14 protein-coding genes are annotated in these 19,029 nt (G+C 71.2%); 9 read left to right on the forward strand and 5 right to left on the reverse strand.

Annotated elements, in window-relative coordinates:
• Positions 1-217 precede the first annotated feature (217 nt).
• Genes OXR60_RS02465 through cobJ form a run of 4 tightly spaced genes read left to right on the forward strand, consistent with a single transcriptional unit; the run spans position 218 to position 3,445 of the window.
• Entirely contained in the window at positions 218-1,348 is a 1,131-nt protein-coding gene (locus tag OXR60_RS02465; RefSeq protein WP_267393701.1) for a cobalamin biosynthesis protein CobG, read from the forward strand.
• Positions 1,348-1,977: a precorrin-8X methylmutase gene (locus OXR60_RS02470; protein ID WP_267393702.1), complete on the forward strand. Its 630-nt coding sequence runs from the start codon at positions 1,348-1,350 to the stop codon at positions 1,975-1,977. Before OXR60_RS02465 ends, OXR60_RS02470 begins: the two co-directional genes overlap by 1 nt.
• Positions 1,974-2,699 (forward strand): precorrin-2 C(20)-methyltransferase, encoded by a 726-nt coding sequence (cobI, locus tag OXR60_RS02475; RefSeq protein ID WP_267393704.1) that lies wholly within the window; start codon positions 1,974-1,976, stop codon positions 2,697-2,699. The genes OXR60_RS02470 and cobI overlap by 4 nt, the downstream gene beginning before the upstream one ends.
• Positions 2,696-3,445 carry a precorrin-3B C(17)-methyltransferase gene (cobJ, locus tag OXR60_RS02480; protein ID WP_267393705.1) on the forward strand — a complete coding sequence of 250 codons (750 nt, stop codon included), beginning with the start codon at positions 2,696-2,698 and terminating at the stop codon, positions 3,443-3,445. Before cobI ends, cobJ begins: the two co-directional genes overlap by 4 nt.
• Here cobJ and OXR60_RS02485 read toward each other — a convergent pair.
• Positions 3,421-4,170, reverse strand: a complete 750-nt coding sequence (locus OXR60_RS02485; RefSeq protein WP_267394073.1) for a cobalt-precorrin-6A reductase — start codon at positions 4,168-4,170, stop codon at positions 3,421-3,423. The two genes, cobJ and OXR60_RS02485, sit on opposite strands and share 25 nt — an antisense overlap.
• Here OXR60_RS02485 and cbiE point away from each other — a divergent pair.
• The 5 genes from cbiE (at position 4,169) to OXR60_RS02510 (ending at position 9,306) form a co-directional block, all read left to right on the forward strand.
• Positions 4,169-5,368 (forward strand): precorrin-6y C5,15-methyltransferase (decarboxylating) subunit CbiE, encoded by a 1,200-nt coding sequence (gene cbiE / locus OXR60_RS02490; protein ID WP_267393706.1) that lies wholly within the window; start codon positions 4,169-4,171, stop codon positions 5,366-5,368. The two genes, OXR60_RS02485 and cbiE, sit on opposite strands and share 2 nt — an antisense overlap.
• Positions 5,350-5,730, forward strand: a complete 381-nt coding sequence (locus tag OXR60_RS02495; RefSeq protein ID WP_267393708.1) for a cobalamin biosynthesis protein — start codon at positions 5,350-5,352, stop codon at positions 5,728-5,730. The genes cbiE and OXR60_RS02495 overlap by 19 nt, the downstream gene beginning before the upstream one ends.
• A complete protein-coding gene (cobM, locus tag OXR60_RS02500; protein ID WP_267393710.1) occupies positions 5,727-6,512 on the forward strand; it encodes a precorrin-4 C(11)-methyltransferase in 786 nt (261 codons plus the stop codon). The genes OXR60_RS02495 and cobM overlap by 4 nt, the downstream gene beginning before the upstream one ends.
• Entirely contained in the window at positions 6,509-7,261 is a 753-nt protein-coding gene (gene cobF / locus OXR60_RS02505) for a precorrin-6A synthase (deacetylating) (protein ID WP_267393712.1), read from the forward strand. Before cobM ends, cobF begins: the two co-directional genes overlap by 4 nt.
• Positions 7,262-7,518: 257 nt before the next feature.
• The gene (locus OXR60_RS02510; protein ID WP_267393714.1) at positions 7,519-9,306 is read left to right on the forward strand and encodes a DUF885 domain-containing protein; all 1,788 of its coding nucleotides are present in this window, start codon (positions 7,519-7,521) and stop codon (positions 9,304-9,306) included.
• A 216-nt stretch (positions 9,307-9,522) separates the two neighbouring features.
• Here the strand turns inward: OXR60_RS02510 and OXR60_RS02515 are convergent, their stop codons facing one another.
• From OXR60_RS02515 to OXR60_RS02530, 4 genes are read right to left on the reverse strand one after another with little or no spacing between them, the layout of a single operon-like run.
• Positions 9,523-11,445 (reverse strand): alpha-L-fucosidase, encoded by a 1,923-nt coding sequence (locus OXR60_RS02515; protein WP_267393716.1) that lies wholly within the window; start codon positions 11,443-11,445, stop codon positions 9,523-9,525.
• Positions 11,446-11,457: 12 nt separating this feature from the next.
• Positions 11,458-13,992, reverse strand: coding sequence for a glycoside hydrolase family 3 C-terminal domain-containing protein (locus OXR60_RS02520; protein ID WP_267393718.1), 2,535 nt, complete (start codon positions 13,990-13,992; stop codon positions 11,458-11,460).
• The gene (locus OXR60_RS02525) at positions 13,989-16,562 is read right to left on the reverse strand and encodes a glycoside hydrolase family 2 protein (RefSeq protein ID WP_267393720.1); all 2,574 of its coding nucleotides are present in this window, start codon (positions 16,560-16,562) and stop codon (positions 13,989-13,991) included. Before OXR60_RS02525 ends, OXR60_RS02520 begins: the two co-directional genes overlap by 4 nt.
• Positions 16,562-18,904: a family 20 glycosylhydrolase gene (locus OXR60_RS02530; RefSeq protein ID WP_267393722.1), complete on the reverse strand. Its 2,343-nt coding sequence runs from the start codon at positions 18,902-18,904 to the stop codon at positions 16,562-16,564. The genes OXR60_RS02525 and OXR60_RS02530 overlap by 1 nt, the downstream gene beginning before the upstream one ends.
• Positions 18,905-19,029: the final 125 nt, after the last annotated feature.

A 19,029-nucleotide genomic window follows, 5' to 3' on the forward strand; every position in this document is an offset into this window, starting at 1 on the left:
GGTGCCGGCACGGTTCTCCGTCTGAGCGACGAACCTGTGTGGCGGGGGCCGCATCGGTGCGTGGCAATGGGCGCCAGACCGCCCGTCCGTCGCTCGCGCACCGGCCGCCAAGGCGCTCCCCGCCGGTCGTGTCGTGGCGTCGCGAGAGCATGATGAGCCGGTATTGCTTGCCCCATCTCGATCGACGCTGCCGGACCGCGTTGCGCGGACGCCGCCGGTGAGCGCGTTCGCGGTCCGTGGCTGGTGCCCCGATGCCTGGCGGCCGATGCTGGCGGGTGACGGTCTGCTCGTCCGGATGCGGCCGCGGCTCGGGCGGCTGACCCGCGAGCAGGCGCTCGGCCTGTGCGCGGCGGCGCTGGCGTATGGCAATGGTGCGATCGACCTCACCAGCCGCGGCAACCTCCAGCTGCGCGGGATCACCGAGCGGCGATGGCAGGGGTTGATCGACCAACTGATCGCCCTTGACCTGATCGATGCCGATCCCGGCCTTGAGGCGCGCACCGCCATCCTCGTCGCGCCGGACTGGCGGGCAGGGGACGACACCCAGCGCATCGCCGCCGCCTTGCTGGCGCGGCGCGGCGATTGGCCCGATCTGCCCGGCAAGATCGGCGTGACGATCGATGCGGGGCCGGCGCCGGTGCTGCTCGCCGACCCCGGCGATTTCCGCATCGAGCGCGGTATGTCGGGCGGCCTGATCCTGCGCGCCGACGGCCATGCCGAGGGCGTGGCGCTGGCAGCCGGCACGGAGGTCGATCAGCTGATCGAGCTGGGGCGTTGGTACGTCGCCAGCGGCGGTCGCGAGGCCGGGCGGATGGCGCGGCATCGCGCGCCGCTGCCCGGCTGGGCGACGCCGGGCGAAGCGCCGGCGCCCGCCGCGGCGGCATGGCAACCGGGCCGTCATCCGCTCGGCAGCGTGCTCGGTGCGCCGTTCGGCCGGGTCGATGCGGCTGCGCTCGCCGCCTGCCTCGAGGCGAGCGCGGCGACCGCGCTGCGGATCACGCCATGGCGGCTGCTGATCCTCGAAGGCGCCACCATCGACACAGCCGCGGGCTTCGTCGCCGACCCGCATGCGCCGGCGATCACCGCCGATGCCTGTGTCGGTGCGCCGTCGTGCCCGCAAGGCTCGGTCACGACCCGCGATCTCGCCTTGCGCCTGGCGCCGCATATCGACGGGCGACTTCACGTCTCCGGCTGTGCCAAGGGCTGCGCGCGCAGCCGGCCGGCCGATGTCGTGCTGGTCGGACGTGACGGCCGCTTTGATCTCGTGCTCGCCGGCCGCGCCGGCGATCCTCCCTCCCGCACCGGTCTCGCCGCAGACCAATTGCTCGCCCTGTTCGGAACCCGCTGATGCCCTACACCTACGAAACCGACGGTGCCGCGATCTACCGCCAGTCGTTCGCGATCATCCGCGCCGAGGCCGATCTCGCCGCCTTTGCCGGGGCGGAGGAGGCGGTCGCGGTGCGGATGATCCACGCCGCGGGCATGGTCGGTCTCGCCGACTATATCCGCTTTTCGCCGGGGTTCGCCGAAGCGGGGCGAACGGCGCTCGAGGCCGGCGCGCCGATCCTGTGCGATGCGCGGATGGTCAGCGAGGGTGTCACCCGCACCCGCTTGCCGGCCGACAACCAGGTGATCTGTACCCTGCAGGCGCCCGAGACGCCGGGCCTCGCCCAGGCGATGGCCAACACCCGCTCGGCGGCGGCGCTCGAATTGTGGCGGCCGCATCTCGCCGGCGCTTTGGTCGCGATCGGCAACGCGCCAACCGCGCTGTTCCACCTGCTCAACATGCTCGAGGATCCCGCTTGCCCGCGCCCGGCGGCGATCATCGGCTGCCCGGTCGGCTTTGTCGGCGCCGCCGAATCCAAGGCGGCGCTGTGGGCGGCGCAGCCGTTGCCCTGTGCGATCGTCGAGGGGCGGCTCGGCGGCAGCGCGATCACGGTCGCCGCGATCAACGCGCTGGCGAGCCGCGCCGAATGAGCATCGGCACCATCCATGGCGTCGGCCTCGGGCCCGGCGCGGCCGATCTGATGAGCGTCCGCGCCGACCGGCTGGTGCGAAGCGCGCGCCACGTCGCCTATTTCCGCAAGGCGGGCAAACCCGGCCAGGCGCGGCGCATCGTCGACGGGCTGCTGCGCGCCGACGTCGTCGAGCTGCCGATGGAATATCCGGTAACCACCGAGATCGCGGTGTCCGATCCCGCCTATAACGATTGCCTCGCCGCCTTTTACGCCGCCTGCGTCGAGCGGCTCGCCGCGCTGGCGGCAGCGGGCGAGGAGGTGGTGGTGCTGTGCGAGGGCGATCCGTTCTTCTACGGCTCGTTCATGCATCTCTACACCCGGCTCGACGGGCGGGTGCCGGTGCGCGTGGTGCCCGGCATCACCGGCATGTCCGGTGCCTGGACGGCGAGCGGCGCGCCGATCACCTGGGGTGACGACGTACTGACCGTGCTGATGGCGACGCTGCCCGAGAAGGATCTGGTCCGCCGCATCCGCGACACCGATGCGCTGGTGGTGATGAAGATCGGCCGTCACCTCGACAAGCTGCGCCGCGCGGTGACCCTCGCGGGGCGCGACGACGCCGCCTGGCTGGTCGAATATGCCGCCATGGCCGAGCAGCGCGTCACCCGGCTGGCCGATGTCGGCCCGGTCACCCCTTATTTCTCGATCCTGCTGATCCACGGCCAAGGGCGCCGGCCATGACCGGCTGGCTCGCGGTCGCCGGGCTCGGCCCCGGCAATGAGGCGCTGGTCACGCCCGAGGTGTCCGCGGCGCTCGCCGACGCCACCGACGTGATCGGCTACATTCCCTATGTCGCCCGTGTCGCCCCCCGCCAGGGGCTGACCCTCCACGCCAGCGACAACCGCGTCGAGCTCGATCGCGCCCGGCTCGCGCTCGAGCTGGCGGCGGCGGGCCATCGCGTGGTGGTGGTCTCCTCCGGCGACCCGGGCGTGTTCGCGATGGCGGCGGCGGTGTTCGAGGCGCTCGAGGCCGGTCCCGAGGCCTGGCGGTCGCTCGCGATCAGCGTGCTGCCGGGGATCACCGCCATGCTCGCCGCCAGCGCCCGCGCCGGCGCGCCGCTCGGTCATGATTTCTGCGCGATCAACCTCTCGGACAACCTCAAGCCCTGGCCGCTGATCGAGCGCCGCGTCCGGCTCGCCGCTGAGGCCGATTTCGCGATCGCTTTCTACAACCCGCGCTCGCGCGCACGCCCCGACGCGCTCGACCGGATCTTCGCGGTGCTCCGCGACGCCTGCGCCGACGACCGGCCGGTGCTGTTCGCCCGCGCCGTCTCCACTCCAGAGGAGAGCCTGCGCGTCGTGCCGCTGCCGCAGGCGCTTGGGGAGATGGCGGACATGCGCACCATGGTGATCGTCGGCTCCAGCCTCACCCGCACGATTGCGCGGCCGGCGGGCGACCTGCTCTACACGCCGCGGTCGGCACCATGATCGAGCCACGCCAGCACTGCGCGCGGATTGTGGACTTCGGTGCGCGGCGGCAGCGCCGGCCGGTCGATCATGATCACCGGCAGCCCGAGCGCGCGCGCGGCGCCGAGCTTGGCGGCCGCGCCGCTGCCCCCGGCGTTCTTGCACACCACCAGATCGATGCGATGCTCGCGCATCAGCCGGGTGTCGCCGGCGACGTCGAACGGGCCGCGGTCGATCACCAGATCGTGGGGGGGCAGGGGCACGGCATCGCCGCCGCCGTCGACGAAGCGGAGCAGATAGTGATGCTGCGGCTGCGCGGCGAAGGCGTCGACGTGCATCCGGCCGAGCGCGAGCATCACGCGCCGCGGCGCGCCGTCGAGCGCCGCCACCGCCGCGTCGAGATCGGCGACATGGTGCCAGGCGTCGCCCGCCTGCGGCGTCCACGCCGGGCGGGTGAGCGCGATCAGCGCGATCCCGGTCTGCGCCGCGGCAGCGGCCGCATGTGCGCTCATCTGCGCGGCGAAGGGATGGGTCGCATCGACCAGATGGGTGATGCCGCGTTCGCGGATATAGCTCACCAGCCCGTCGATCCCGCCGAACCCGCCGACCCGGGTCGCGATCAACTGCGGCTTGGGGCTGGCCACCCGGCCGGCATAGCTCAACACCGCCGCGTCGCCGCGCGCGGCGAGCAGCGTCGCGAGCGCGCTCGCTTCGGTGGTACCGCCAAGGACGAGGATGGTCGGGATGGCTGAGGCTCCGTGGCTGACGATCGTCGGGATCGGCGAGGATGGCATCGCCGGCCTCACCGCCGCCAGCCGGGCCGCGCTCGCCGCGGCCGAGCTGGTCGCGGGGGCGCCGCGCCACCTCGCGCTGGTGCCCGCGCTTACGGCGCCGACCCTCGCCTGGCCAGTCCCGTTCGCCGCCGGCATTGCACCCCTGCTCGCGCAGCGCGGACGGCGGGTGGTGATGCTGGTCTCGGGCGACCCCTTCTGGTTCGGCGCCGGCACCGTGCTCGCCCGCCACATTGCGCCCGACGAATGGACGGCGCACCCGGCACCCTCCACCTTCGCGCTCGCCGCCGCCCGGCTCGGCTGGGCACTCGAGGACACGCTGTCCCTCGGCCTCCACGCCGCGCCGCTTACCCGATTGCGTCCGCACCTCGCGCCCGGCCGGCAGGCGCTGGTGCTGCTGCGCGACGGCGATGCGGTCGGGCAACTCGCCGGCTATCTCGCCGGCCTCGGCTTCGGCGCGTCGCGGCTCCACATCCTTGAGGCACTCGGCGGCCCGCGCGAGCGGATCCGCGAGACGACCGCCGCGACGATGACCCTGGCCGACATCGCTCACCCCGTCGCGGTCGGCCTCGTCGTCGCCGGCGACGGCGCGGTGCTGCCCCAGGCCAGCGGCCGCGCCGACGGCTGGTTCGACCATGACGGCCAGCTCACCAAGCGCCCCGCACGCGCGCTCACCCTGTCGGCGCTGGCGCCGCGCCCCGGCGAGACCTTGTGGGACATCGGCGCCGGCTCGGGCTCGATCGGCATCGAATGGCTGCTCGCCCACCCGACCACCCGGGCACTCGCGTTCGAGGCCGATCCCGTCCGCGCCGCCCGGGCTCGCGCCAACGCCGCCGCGCTCGGCGTCGATCGGCTTCAGGTGATCGACGGCCGCGCGCCCGCGGCGCTCGACGGCCAGCCCGCGCCCGATGCGGTGTTCGTCGGCGGCGGCCTGTCCGAGGCCTTGCTCGCCGCGCTCTCGGCCCGCCTCGCCCCCGGCACCCGGCTGGTCGCCAATGCGGTGACGCTCGAATCCGAAGCGTTGCTCGCCCACTGGCATGCCGAGCGCGGCGGCAGCCTGCTGCGCATCGAGCTTGCCGAGGCGGCGCCGATCGGCAACCGCCGCGGCTGGCGCGCGAGCTACCCGCTGGTGCAGTGGAGCGTCACCCTGTGATCGTTGCCGGCTTCGGCTGTCGCAGCGTCGCAGGCTTGCCGGCGTTGCGCGATGCGCTCGCCTCAGCGCAGCGTGGCCAGCCCGCGGTTACCGCACTCGCCGCGCCCGACGACAAGCTCGCGCAAGTCGCGCCGCTCGCCGCGGCGATGAGCCTGCCGCTGATCGCGGTGCCGGCGGCCGCGTTGCGCAGTCAGTATACCACCACGCAATCGCCTGCCAGTCTCCACGCCCGCGGCACCGGCAGCGTCGCCGAGGCCGCGGCGCTGGCGGGGGCGGGCGCCGGTGGCCGGCTGCTCGCCTCCCGCCACGTTTCGCCCGATCGCACCGCGACCTGCGCCATCGCCCAAGGAATGCCCGCATGACCGTTCATTTCATCGGTGCCGGCCCCGGCGCGCCCGACCTGCTGACGCTGCGCGGCCGCGACCTCATCGCCGCCGCGCCAGTCTGCCTCTACGCCGGCTCCTTGGTGCCCGAAGCGCTGCTCGGCCACTGCCCGCGGGGCGCCAGGATCGTCAACACCGCGCCGCTGTCGCTCGACGCGATCATCGCCGAGATAGAGGCCGCGCACGAGGCCGGCCACGATGTCGCGCGGCTGCATTCGGGCGACCTGTCGATCTGGTCGGCGCTCGGCGAGCAGCTGCGCCGCTTACGTGCGCTGGCGATCCCGTTCACGATCACGCCGGGCGTTCCCGCCTTCGCCGCCGCCGCCGCCGCGCTCGAGGTGGAGCTGACCCTGCCGGGCATCGCCCAGTCGGTGGTGCTGACCCGTACCCCGGGCCGCGCCAGCGCGATGCCCGCGGGCGAGACGCTCGCGGCGTTCGCGGCGACCGGCGCGACGCTCGCGATCCATCTCTCGATCCACAACCTTGAATCGACGCTCGCCGATCTGATCCCGACTTACGGTGCCGATTGCCCGGTCGCGATCGTCTGGCGCGCGAGCTGGCCCGACCAGCAGATCGTCCGCGCGACGCTCGCCACCGTTGCCGCCGAGGTCACCGGCAAGCCCGAACGCACCGCGCTGATCCTCGTCGGCCGGGTGCTTGTTCCAGCCGATTTCGCCGAGAGCAGCCTCTACGCCCCGGACTATGATCGCCGCTTCCGCCCGCAATCGGCCGAATCGCCCTTTGCTGAGGGCGCGGCATGATCGATCTCCACCTGATCGGCATCGGCACCGGCAACCCCGATCATCTCAGCCGCGCGGCGATGGCGGCGATGAACGCCGCCGACCTCATCCTGCTGCCGCGCAAGGGCGCGCGCGCCGCCGACCTCATCGAGCTGCGCCGCGACATCTGTGCCGCGGTGCTCACCGGCGCCACCAGGGTAGTTGAGTTCGACCTGCCCGAGCGCGATCCCGTCGCGCCTTATCTCGACGCGGTCGACGACTGGCACGACGCGATCGCCCGTGCCTGGGCGGCGCAGATCGCCGCGCATCTGCCCGATGGCGGCCGGCTGGCGTTGCTCGTCTGGGGGGACCCGTCGCTCTACGACAGCACCCTACGCATCGCCGCGCGGCTGCAGGCGGACGGCCTGGCGTTGCGGATCAGCGTCGTGCCGGGGATCACCAGCCTTCAGGCGCTCACCGCCGCCCACGCCATCCCGCTCAATACCCTCGCCGGCGCGGTCACGGTCACCACCGGCCGGCGGCTGCGCGAGGGTGGCTGGCCTGCAAGTACCGACACCGTCGCGGTGATGCTCGACAGCGGCGGCGCCTTCACCGCCCTCGATCCCGCCGGGGTGCGGATCTGGTGGGGCGCCTATCTCGGCATGCCGCAGCAGGCGCTGATCGCTGGTCTGCTCGTCGACGTCGGCCCCGCCATCCTCGCCAAACGCGCCGCGCTGCGCGCCGCGCATGGCTGGATCATGGACACCTATCTGCTGCGCCGCAATGCTTGATCGCGCGGCATGTCGCGCGTGACGCGGCGGCGCGTGATCGCCTGCGTGGCGACGTCACCGTCGACCATCCTTCCGTTCGCCCTGAGCTTGTCGAAGGGCATGAGACTCACCGTACTTCGACAGGCTTGGCACAAACGGATCGGCGTGGATTGTTTTGAGCTGGCGTTGCGGTGTGCCCTGCCTCAAGCTTGGCTATAGCATCTGCTCGTGGCGCCGCATCCCGCGCGCAACACCGCGTTCCACTGAAGGAGCTTGCCTTGCGTTCCATCCGATTTGCGCTCGGCGCCGCCCTGCTCGTGGTGCCGGCCTCGTCGATCCCCGCGCCGCTGCTCGCCGCCGATCGCCCGCAGCCTGCCGCCCCCGGCTTCGCGGCGCTGTCCGCCCGCTACATCGATGGGCTGGCCCGGCTCAACCCTTCGTCCGCCACCTCGCTCGGCGACCATCGCTTCGACGCGCAGGTGACCGACATGTCCGCGGCCGGCCGCGCCGCGCGGCTCGCCTTTTCGCGCGCGATGCTCGCCGATCTCCACCGGGTCGATCGCAGCCGCCTGCCGCGCGAGGAGCAGGTCGATGCCGCGCTGCTCGACAATGCGCTGCGCTACGACATTTGGGACAGCGAACAGCTCGGCGGCTGGGCATGGGATCCGCAAGTCTATAACGACATCGCGGGCGGCTCGCTCTATTCGCTGGCGGCGCGCGACTTTGCGCCATGGCGCCAGCGACTGCTCGCCGCAATCCCGCGGATGGAGGCGATCCCGACGCTGCTCGCCCAGGCCCGGGCCAACCTCGTGCCGGCGCGCGTCCCCGCGATCTACGCCACCACCGTCGCCAAGCAGAACAGCGGCGTCGTCGATATCGCCGTGTCGATGCTCGCCCCCCATCGCGCCGAGCTGTCGCCGGCGGACGCCAAGCGCTTCGACACTGCGCTGGCAACGCTCAAGGCCGGCGTCGCCACACACCAGGCCTGGCTCGATGGCACGCTGGTGCCCGCCGCCAAGGGCGATTTCCGGCTCGGGGCCGCTCGCTACGATCGCAAGCTCGCCTTCGCGCTGCAGTCCGATCTCACCCGGCCCGAGATCAAGCGCCGGGCCGAGGCCGCGATCGTCGATACCCGCGCCACCATGTATGGCCTCGCTCGCCAGGTGCTGGCCGGCAAGGCCGGTGCGCCGCCGCTGCCCGCGTCTCCCACTGAGGCGCAGCAGCAGGCCGCGATCGAGCAGGCGCTGGAGCTCACCTATGCCCGGCATCCGGCGCGCGACGGCGTGATCGCCGATGCCACCAAGGCGCTGGAGAATGCGACGCGCTTCGTCCGCGCCAAGGGGCTGGTCGGCGTGCCCGACAGCCCGGTGAAGATCATCACCATGCCCAAGTTCCAGCAGGGCGTCGCGGTCGCTTACTGCGATTCGCCCGGGCCGCTCGAGAAGAACCTTGGCACCTTCTTCGCGGTGTCGCCGATCCCCGACGATTGGACCGAGGCGCAGGCGACCTCATTCTTGCGCGAATATAACGGCTACATGATCCACGATCTGGCGGTGCACGAGGCGATGCCCGGCCATTATCTCCAGCTCGCCCATGCCAATGCCAATCAGTCGACATTGCGCGCGGTGCTCGGCTCGGGGCCGTTCGTCGAAGGCTGGGCGGTCTATGCCGAGGGGATGATGGCCGACGAGGGCTATCTCGACGCCGATCCGCTGTTCAAGCTCACCGTGCTCAAGATGCGGCTGCGCTCGATCAGCAACTCGCTGCTCGATATCGGCATCCACACCGAGGGCATGACGCGCGAGCAGGCGATGCAGCTGATGACCCACACCGCCTTCCAGCAGGAGCGCGAGGCCGCCGGCAAATGGGTCCGCGCCTCGCTGGGCTCCACCCAGCTGCTCAGCTATTTCACCGGTTATGCCGAGCATATGGCCTTGCGCGATGAAGTCCGCCGCCAGCAGGGCGCGGCGTTCGACCTGCGCCGCTACAATGACGCCGTCATCAACCACGGCTCGCCCCCGGTCCGCTACGTCCGCGAGCTGATGCTGGATCTGCCGATCACCTGAGGGGAGGGGGCAGGGCAGTCCTGCCGCTCCACCCCCCTCCGTCATGCCGAACCAGCTTCAGGATGACCGAGTGGGGGCAGCGTCAGGCCCGCTCCAAACCGTCATCCCAGCGAAAGCTGGGATCTCACGGAGGCCGGGCAGGAAAGGAGCCGCTCGATACCCCAGCCTTCGCTGGGGTGACGACCTTTCCCGCATCTGGTCACTCGCTCCATCGTGTTACCGCGCCGCGGTGAACGCTCCCACGCCCGCGATCGCCAGCTTGGCCGCCGGCACCGCGGTCTGCGCAAAGGTGAAGCGCAGGAAGCGCGCCTGATGCGGCGCCGCGAAGCTGATCCGCTGGGTCGACAGCGCATAGGCGATGTTGGAGAGCTCGCCCGCCGCCGCCGGCACCCAGCTCTTGCCGTCGGTGCTCACCGCGACATCATAACCTTTGGGCGGCGCGGACCCCGCGGCCACCGTGCGCGACGGCGTGATGCTGATCCCGGCGACCGACACGGCCGTGCCGAGATCGATCGTCACCCTCGCCGGCGCCCCTGGTGTCGGCGCGGGCACCCGCCAAGCCGTACCCGCGTCGTCGTCGAGCAGCGCCTCGGCGCCGGGGCCGGTCGCAGCGACGATCGCCCACCGCACACTCGAGAGCACGGTCGAATCCGCCGCCGCGGCGAGGATCACCGGCTTGGGCGCGCTCTGGCGGAACAGCGCCACCTCGCTGATCGCCGGGCATACCGGCGCCTCGAGAATGCGCAGCCGCATCCGCCGCGCCGCCACCGGCTGCGGCAGCCGGATCAACCGCTGGTTGCCGATGCCCTGATGCTCGGCGACCTGCTGCCATTCGCCGCCGACCTCGACGTCGACCGCGAACCGCGTCACCCGCACGCCGAGCGGCAGAAATTCGCGCAGGCGGATGAGATCGAAGCGGCGGCCCGGCGGCAGGTCGAGCGTCAGGCTCGGCGTGGTGACGCCGTCGGGCGCCGACCAATAGCTCGCCGGATCGCCGTCGAGCACCTTGGCGGCGGCGAAGCCGGGGCCGCGCACCGCGCTCGCCGAGGCGACCGCGCCCGCGGCGAGGTTGGTCGTATAGGTCGCGCGCTGGGCGTCGCCGAACGCGGTCAGGCTGGCAACGTCGCCATCGCCGAGCCGGCCGCGCCGGTCGGGCGGCAGGTTGAGGTTGAGGTTGGTGCCGCGACCGATCGATTCGTCGTATAGCCGCAGCAGCCGCTCGGGCGTCTTCACCTTGGCATTCTCGTCGGCATGGTAGAACCAGCCGGGGCGGATCGAGACATCGGTTTCGGCCGGCCACCATAGCTCGCCGCCGCGCACCCCGGCATTGCCCTCGGCCTGGACATAGGGATGGTTGGGCATCGTCGGCCAGCACGGATCGCCGGCGACGCCGTCCTCATTGCCTACCCAGCGCACATCGGCGCCGAGCGGGTCGAAGGTGCAGGCCATTGGCTGGTGCTGGTGGACCAGCGCGATGATCGAGGGCCAGTTGTAATAGCGCGGCGCATCGATCTTCCGCGTCTCGCGCGCGCCGCCATAATAGCCGTCGCCGCCATTGGCGCCGTCGAACCAGAATTCGAACAAGGTGCCGTAGCGGGTGCACAGCTCGACCACCTGCTTGCGATAGTAATCGACATAGGCGGGCCGGCCATAGTCGGCGTGGTTGCGGTCCCACGGCGACAGGTAGAGCCCGAAGTCGAGCCCCGCGCGCCGCGTCGCGCGCTCCATATCGCCGACCACGTCGCCCTTGCCCGCCTTATAGGGGCTGTTGCGGATGCAATGCTCGGTGAGCAGCGTCGGCCACAGGCAAAAGCCGTCATGGTGCTTGGCGGTGAGGATGATGCCTTTCATCCCGCCGGCCTTGGCGGCGGCGACGATCTGGTCGGGGGCGAAATCGGTCGGGTTGAACAGCGCCGGGCTCTCGTCGCCATAGCCCCATTCGCGGTCGGTGAAGGTGTTGATCGAGAAATGGACGAAGGCATATTGCTCGCGGGCATGCCAGGCGAGCTGGCGCGGCGACGGCGTCGCGCCCCATGGCCGCGGCGGCGCCGCGGCGGTGAGGGCTACAGCAGGGCTGGCGGCGGCACCGCCGGCGGCGAGGCCGGAAGCGATCAGCAGGCGGCGCGAAATCTCGGTCATGATCGTCTCCAGTTACTTCGGCAGGTCGACCGCAGTGCCGGTGACGGCGAGGTCGATCCACTGGCCCGGCGCATCGCCCGGCTGGCCGCCGCCGATGAACAGGCGATAGGCGCCCGGCACCACCCGGCGGCTGCCGTCGCGCGCCACCAGGCTCATCGCCCGCGCGTCGATGTCGAAGCTGACGGTGGCGGACGTGCCCGGCGTGAGGCTCACCCGGCGGAAGCCGGCGAGCTGACGCTGGAGCATCGGCGTCGTCAACCCGCCGGGCGGTCCGGGCGGCGGCACCAGATAGGCCTGCACCACCTCGTCGCCGGCGCGCGCGCCGGTGTTGCGCACCGTCGCGCGGACATTGAGCGTCTGCCCCGCGACCACACTCGCCGCCGCCGGCGCTGCGTAGCCGAAGCTGGTGTAGCTCAGCCCATGGCCGAACGGCCACAGCGGCGTGCCGGTGAAATAGCGGTAGGTCCGTTCCTTCATGCCATAGTCGACGAACCCGGGCAGGTCGGTGGTCGAGGCGTAGAAGGTCACCGGCAGCCGGCCCGAGGGGTTGTTCAGCCCCGCCAGCGTCTCGGCGATCGCGGTGCCGCCGGCCTCGCCCGGATACCAGGCGGTGAGGATCGCATCGGCGGACGCCGGATCGATCGCCACTGCGCTGCCGCTGGTGAGCACGATCACCAGCGGCTTGCCGGTCGCCTTGAGCGCCGCAAGCAGCCGCTGCTGGGCATGGGGGAGGGCGATGTCGGTGCGGTCGCCCCCGGCGAACCCGGGCACGCTCACCTTGAGCGCCTCGCCCTCGAGATCGGGCGACAGCCCGACCACCGCGACGATCACGTCCGCCTGCCGCGCCGCGTCGAGCGCCTGCGCGAGCAGCGGCTGTTCGGGCGGCAGCCACAACAGGCGGATGCCCTCGTCCTCGCTGACGTGATCAAGCTCGAGCCGGAACGCGACGGCGCGGCCATCGCTCGCGAACGGCAGCTCGGCGCGGCCGCCCTTCACCTCGCCGGCGAGCAGCGGCTTGCCATCGATCCACAGCCGCACCGCATCGTGGCGCGTGCAATCCTTCCAGCACGCCGGCACATCAACCGCGAGCCGATAGTCGCCCGCCCCCGGCGGCACCAACTGCCCGCTCCAGCGCACGCCGAAGCTCGCGCCCAGCCCGGCGGGGCTCGCCCGGTTGTAATCGGCATCGATCCGCGTCTCGCGGCGGGTAAAGGCAGGCGTGCCCTCGCCGGCGAGCCCGCGGAAATAGTCCGCGCGCAAGCCATCCGTCCCGAACGCCGTCTCCGGCACCACCACCGGCGCGCCATCGGCGAGCACCGAGCCTTGCGCATAGCGCACGTTGCCGGCGCCGAATTGCGCCCGGATCCCGGCGAGCGGCGTCACCGGCGCGACGGCGGTGCCGTGGTAATTGGCCTGGAGCACGCCGAGGTCGTCGGCATCGGCGCCGATCACCGCGATCCGGCTGCCCGCCTTGAGCGGCAGCCGCGCCGCATCGTTCTTGAGCAGCACGATCGCTTTCCGCGCCGCCTCGAGCGCCAGCGCGCGATGCGCCGGCGTGTCGACTTGGCTCGCCTTGATCTTGCCCCATGGGTTGGCCGCGTCGAACAGCGTGCCGAGCGCGCGCCGCGCCGCGAGGCTGCGGGCGAGCGAGACATCGAGCGTCGCCTCGTCGACCAGCCCCGCGCGCACCGCCGCCGGCAACCCCGCATAGGTGGTGCCGCAGTTGATGTCGGTGCCGGCCTTGATCGCCGCCGCCGCCGCGGCCGGTGCCTCGAGCCGGTAATGATGGAATTGGTAGATGTTGCCCACCGCATCGCAATCCGAGACGGTGAAGCCGGTGAACCCCCAGTCGCCGCGCAGCCGCTCGGTCATCAGCGGCGCCGAGGCGCAGGCCGGCGTGCCGTGGATCGAATTATAGGCGCACATCAGCGAGCGCGCCTTGCCCTCGGTGATCGCGGCGCGGAACGCCGGCAGGTAGGTCGCCTCCAAATCCTGCGGGCTCGGATCGACGTCGAAGCTGTCGCGCCCCGCCTCGGGGCCGCTGTGGACGACAAAATGCTTGGGCGTCGCGATCACCTTGGGATGCGCCGGATCAGGCCCCTGCAGCCCGGTGACGAACGCCACCCCGAGCCGCGCGGTGAGATAGGGATCCTCGCCATAGGTTTCCTGGCCGCGGCCCCAGCGCGGATCGCGGAAGATGTTGATGTTGGGCGACCAGATCGTCAGCCCCTGGTAGATCCGCCGATCGGCCGTGAGGGCACGCGCGTTGAACTTGGCGCGCGCCTCGGTGGAGACGACGTCGCCGATGCGGTGGACGAGGTCGATGTCCCAGGTTGCCGCCATGCCGATCGCCTGCGGGAAGACGGTGGCATGGCCATCGCGCGCCAGCCCGTGCAGGCCCTCGTTCCACCAGTCATAGGCCGGCAGCCCCGCCTTGGCGTCGGCGGGCGCGCTGCTCTGCAGCTGCGCGGCTTTCTGTTCGAGCGACATGGTCGCGATCGTCGCGGCGACGGGATCGGCCGCGGAGGCGAGCAACAGCCAGATCATCGTGCAAGCGTCCTCAGGGTCAGCGCCTTGGCGAGCGCGGCGGGCGAGGCCTTGGCGGCGACGTCGATCGTCAAGCTCTCGCCGGGCAGCAGGTCGAAGCCATTGTCGGGCGGCTGCGCCGCGACGCTGCCGAAATCGAGCATCACCGCGCGCGCCAGATGGCCGGCGGTGATCGTCACCTGGCGGCCGTGCCACCGGGCCGCGAGCTGCGGCGCCGGATAGGCCATGTCCTTGGGCAGCCGGCGCTCGACGAGCGTGCGGCTGGCGACCTTGCCGTCGATCACCAGCTCGGCGACGCCATAGCTCGCCGCGGCATCCGCGCCGGCGAACAGCGCGTCGTCGGCGACGCTCGCCACCTCGGTCGCGGTGAGCGGCGCCAGCGTCACCGCCTCGTCGCGGGTCGAGAGCTGGCGGCCGGTCATGTCATAGCCGGTCAGCCGCCAATGCGCCGCGGTCGGCGTGGTCGCGTCGGAGACGAGCACCACCCGTGTCGCCGCGCCGCGATGCTCGGCGACGATCGCCTCGGGGGCGAAGAAGCGCCGGGCGGCATAATGGAGCAGCTTCCACTGGCCGTTGTAATCGATGCTCGCCCAGCTGATCGACGGCCACACGTCATTGATCTGCCAGTAGAGCGAGCCCATCGTCACTGGCCGGCAGGCGCGATGATGCGAGGCACCGAGCGTGATCGCCTGCGCCTGGTTGACCTGGGTCAGATACACCATGTCGGCGAAGTCGCGCGCCGGCCGCAGCCGCTCGGCGAGATACATCTGCAATCGCTCGTTGCCCGCCCCGGCGAGGAACTTCTGGTGCGCCTTCATCACCGGGCTCTCCGCGGTGAGCGCGCCCGGCCCGGCGAAGCCGCGGATCGTCGACATGTTCGGCATCGACTGGAAGCCGAATTCGGACATGAAGCGCGGGCAGCTGTCGAGATAATTCTCCACCGGCTTCGAGCCGGACCAGACGTCCCAGAAATGCCGGTCGCCATTGGCGTCGGTATCGGTCGGCGCCTCGTAATTGGCGGAAGGGGATCCCGGCCAATAGGGCGTGCCCGGCGAGCGGGTCAGCACCGCATCGCGCAGCACCTGGTTGAACAGCACCGCCATGCCGGTGCCGATCCGCTCCTGCTCGTCGGGGCCCACCGCCTTCTTCCACGCCTTGCGGTCGGACCAGTTCTCCCAGCCGGACAGCACCTCGTTGTTGCCCGCCCACAGCACGATCGAGGGATGCGATTGCAATCGGCTCACCTGCTCGTCGGCCTCGATCCGCACGTTCTCGCGATAGGCTGCATCGGGCGGCGTCACCGAGCCGCCGAACATGAAGTCCTGCCACACCATCAGCCCCATCCGGTCGGCGAGATCGTAGAAGGCGTCGTCGAGATAATAGCCGCCGCCCCACACGCGGATCGTGTTCATGTTGGCGTCGCGCGCGCCCTGCAGGATCGAGCGCATCCGCTCCGGCGTCACCCGCGCCGGGAACATGTCGAACGGGATCAGGTTCGCGCCCTTGGCGAAGATCGGCGTGCCGTTGACGCGGAAGCCGAAGCCGCCGCCGTCGCGCATCAGCTCCACCGTGCGCAGCCCGATCGTGCGGCTCGCTTTATCGTCCGCGCCCAGCGCCGCGTCGACGCGGTACAGCGGCTGCGCGCCATAGCCCACCGGCTGCCAGCGCTGCGGATCGGCGATGGTCAGCGGGATCGAGACGGCATTGTGCCCGGCGGCGAGCGTCACCGCCTGCTCGACGGTGATCGCCTGCCCGGCCGGCGTCGTCACCGTGGCGCGAACGGTGGTGCGCACCGCGGCATCGGCGACCACGTCGAGCCTGGCGCTGAGCCGCGCCTCGGCCTGGTTGAGCGCGTCCTGCTCGACGCGGAAGCTGTCGATCCGCGCCTCGTCCCACGCTTCGAGCCGCACCGGCCGCCACAGCCCGCTGCTGACGATGCGGGGGCCCCAGTCCCAGCCATAATGGTATTTCGGCTTGCGGATATACGGCGAGGTCTGCTTGCCCTTGGGCTCGTCGCCGAAGAAGGATTCATATTCGCCGGGCAGCGGATTGGGGTTGTTGAGCACCAAGGGCTGCAGCGTGCGGATCGGCGAGGCGATCGTCACCACCAGCTCGTTGCGCCCGGCATGCAGCGCCGGCTTGGCCGCGATCCGCCAGCGGCGATGGGCATTGTCGGTCTTGAGCAGCAGCTGGCCGTTGAGGCTGACGGTGGCAAAGGTGTCGATGCCGTCGAACACCAGGTCGAGGTGATCGCGCGCCAGCATCGCCGGCGTCACCTCGATGGTGCGGCGATATTGCCAGCCGGCAAGCCCCGCCCATTGGATCGCGCCCTCGTTGGTGCCCTGATAGGGGTCGGGCACGCGCTTGGCGGCGATCAGGTCCTGCTGGACGCTGCCCGGCACGGTCGCGCGCAGCCATTGCGCCTCGCGGCGATGCGCGGCGATCGCGGTGCCGTCGGCGGGGTCGATCCGCACCTGCCAGCCATCGTTCAGCGGCAGGCTGGTCTTGGGGGCCGCCAGCGCCGGCATGGCGGCCGACAGCAGCAGCGGGGCAATCAGCCAGTGTCGCATCAATGGCGCTCCGTAAGCTGGACGCGTCCGACCGCGTAGAAGGGATCGGACAGGGGAGAGGTGAATTGCAGGCATAAGTCGTGATCGCCGGCGAGCGTGGGCAGCGTGCCGGTGAAGCGCAGCTGCGCCGGTGCGGTGGCGGGATCGGGCAATGGGAAGCTCGCGGCGATCACCGGCTTGGCCTGCGCGCCCGTGCCGACGGCGCCGCCGTTGCTCGCGGTGCAGCCGATCAGCACCAGCAGCTCGCCGTGCGGGGTGACGGGGTAATGGTCGCGCACCTGGCCGAAATCATGCGCCAGGCCCCAGTTGCGCGCCACCCGCGCCACGTCGATCGTGAAGCCGCCGGCGACGTCGAGCGGCGCCGCGGGATAGACCGAGCAGGTGTTGAACAGGTTGATGTTGTACACCGGCCCGTTGCCGGTCGCATCCGCGGTCACCGGCACCCGCAGCCCGAAGCCTTCGCCGGGGCAGGCGGCGAGCTCGGAGGTGCTTCGCGCCAGCAGCGCCGCGCGGCCGGTGTCGAACTGCCGCGGCGTCGCGGTGGCGAAGCCATCCTTGCCGAAGGCGGCGGCGTTGATCGTGGTGCCCGGCGTCACCGTCAGCGGCGCCGCATAAGCGGTGGAGCGCGCGGTCGGCGCCGTGCCGTCGAGCGTGTAGCGGATCGCGCCGTACGGCGCCTGGGTGGCGAGCGCCACCGTCATCTGGCCGGTGCGCAGCGCGTCGCCGCGGCTGCCCTGCACCGTATAGCCGACCGCGAAGGCGCTGTCGGCGACCTCGATGCCGGCGGTGCGCCAGCGCACGATCTGCGGCTGCAGCCGGTCGACGAAGCTTGAAAAGTCGCGCTTGTCCTTGCCGGACCAGGTGATCTCCGCGATCGCCGCGGCGCGCGGGAACAGCACATGCTGCATCTGATAGGGCATGACGATATATTCGCTCCACGCATTGCCCTGGGCGCCGAGCACATGGCCGGCCTTGGCGGGGTCGATCCCCGCCGGCATCGGCTCACAGGCATAGATGTTGGCGAGCGGCTGCAACCCGCCCAACCGCCCCGGCGGCTCGTCGCCGCGGTCGCTCTGCATGTTGTCGAGATACAGCAACGGGGCAGGGGAGAGGACGACGTCATGGCCGCTGTTGGCCGCGTCCACCGCGCCCTTCTCGCCGCGCCACGACATCACCGAGGCAGATGGCGGCAGGCCACCTTCGAGGATCTCGTCCCAGCCGATCAGCCGCCGGCCCTTGGCGGCAAGATAGCTGCCGAACTGGTCGATCATCCAGCTTTGCAGACCGTTCTCGTCCTTGAGGCCGAGCGACTTGATCTGCGCCTGCACCTCGGGGCTGCGCTCCCATTGGTCCTTCACCGCCTCGTCGCCACCGAGGTGGATGTAGGTGCCGGGAAACACCGCCATCAGCTCGTCGAGCACCTGCTTGACGAAGGCGATGCCTCCCGGGCCGGGGTTGAAGAGGTACGGGTTCACGCCCCAGTCGTGCGACACCGCCGGCGTGTCGCCGAGCACGCCAAGTTCGGGATAGGCGGCGACCAGCGCCTGGGCGTGGCCCGGCAGGTCGACCTCGGGAACGATGGTGATGCCGCGCGCCGCCGCATAGGCGACCAGCTCCTTCAGCGCCGCCTGCGTGTAGAAGCCGCCCACCTTTGCGCCCGGTGCGCCGCCGGTGGAAGGCGGTGTCCGCCATCCGCCCACCTCGGTGAGCTTGGGATAGCGCTTCACCTCGAACCGCCAGCCTTGGTCGTCAGTCAGATGGAGATGGAGCGTGTTGAGCTTCACCGCCGCCATCTGGTCGACGATCCGGTACAGCGACGGCAGCGGCTGGTAATGGCGCGCGGTGTCCACCATCAGCCCGCGCCAGGCGAAGCGCGGCGCATCGACGATGGTGGTCGCGGCGATCCGCACCGGCTTGCCGAATGCGCGGTCGGGGCTGATCAGCTGCGCCAGCGTCATCGCGCCATAGACCAGCCCGGCATCGCCCGACGCGGCGATGCGCACGCCATGGTTGTCGACGGTGAGCCGATAGGCTTCCGCGCCGGTGATCGCCGGATCGCGGATGAAGCGGATGGCGCCTTCACTCGTGTTCGCCGCCAGCGTCAGCCCACGCTCGACGTTGACGTGCTCGATCAGCAACTTGGCGGCGGTTGTTGCGCCCTGGTCTGCGCTGTCGGCGCTAACCTTGGTGCCGCTGGCGATGGTGAAGCTGCCAGCGGCGGGGGTTGCCGAGAGCGGCATCGGCACCAGCGGCAGCGGATCCGCCGTCGCCGTCGCCGCAGCCGGCAGCATCAGCCATGCCACCGCCGTCATCGCGCTTCGCCGCCGCATCATCCGCCCCATCACCAACTCCCTGCCGCAGCGCTTGCTGGAGTGTAACCAATATAGGTCCAGGCACAAGCAGGCCACGTGCTCTATGCGCGAGGTTAGTGAAGTTAGCCCGGGTTTGCCGCCGCCGGTGCAGACCA

This window comes from Sphingomonas sp. GC_Shp_5 (genome assembly GCF_026540855.1).
GTDB lineage: Bacteria > Pseudomonadota > Alphaproteobacteria > Sphingomonadales > Sphingomonadaceae > Sphingomonas.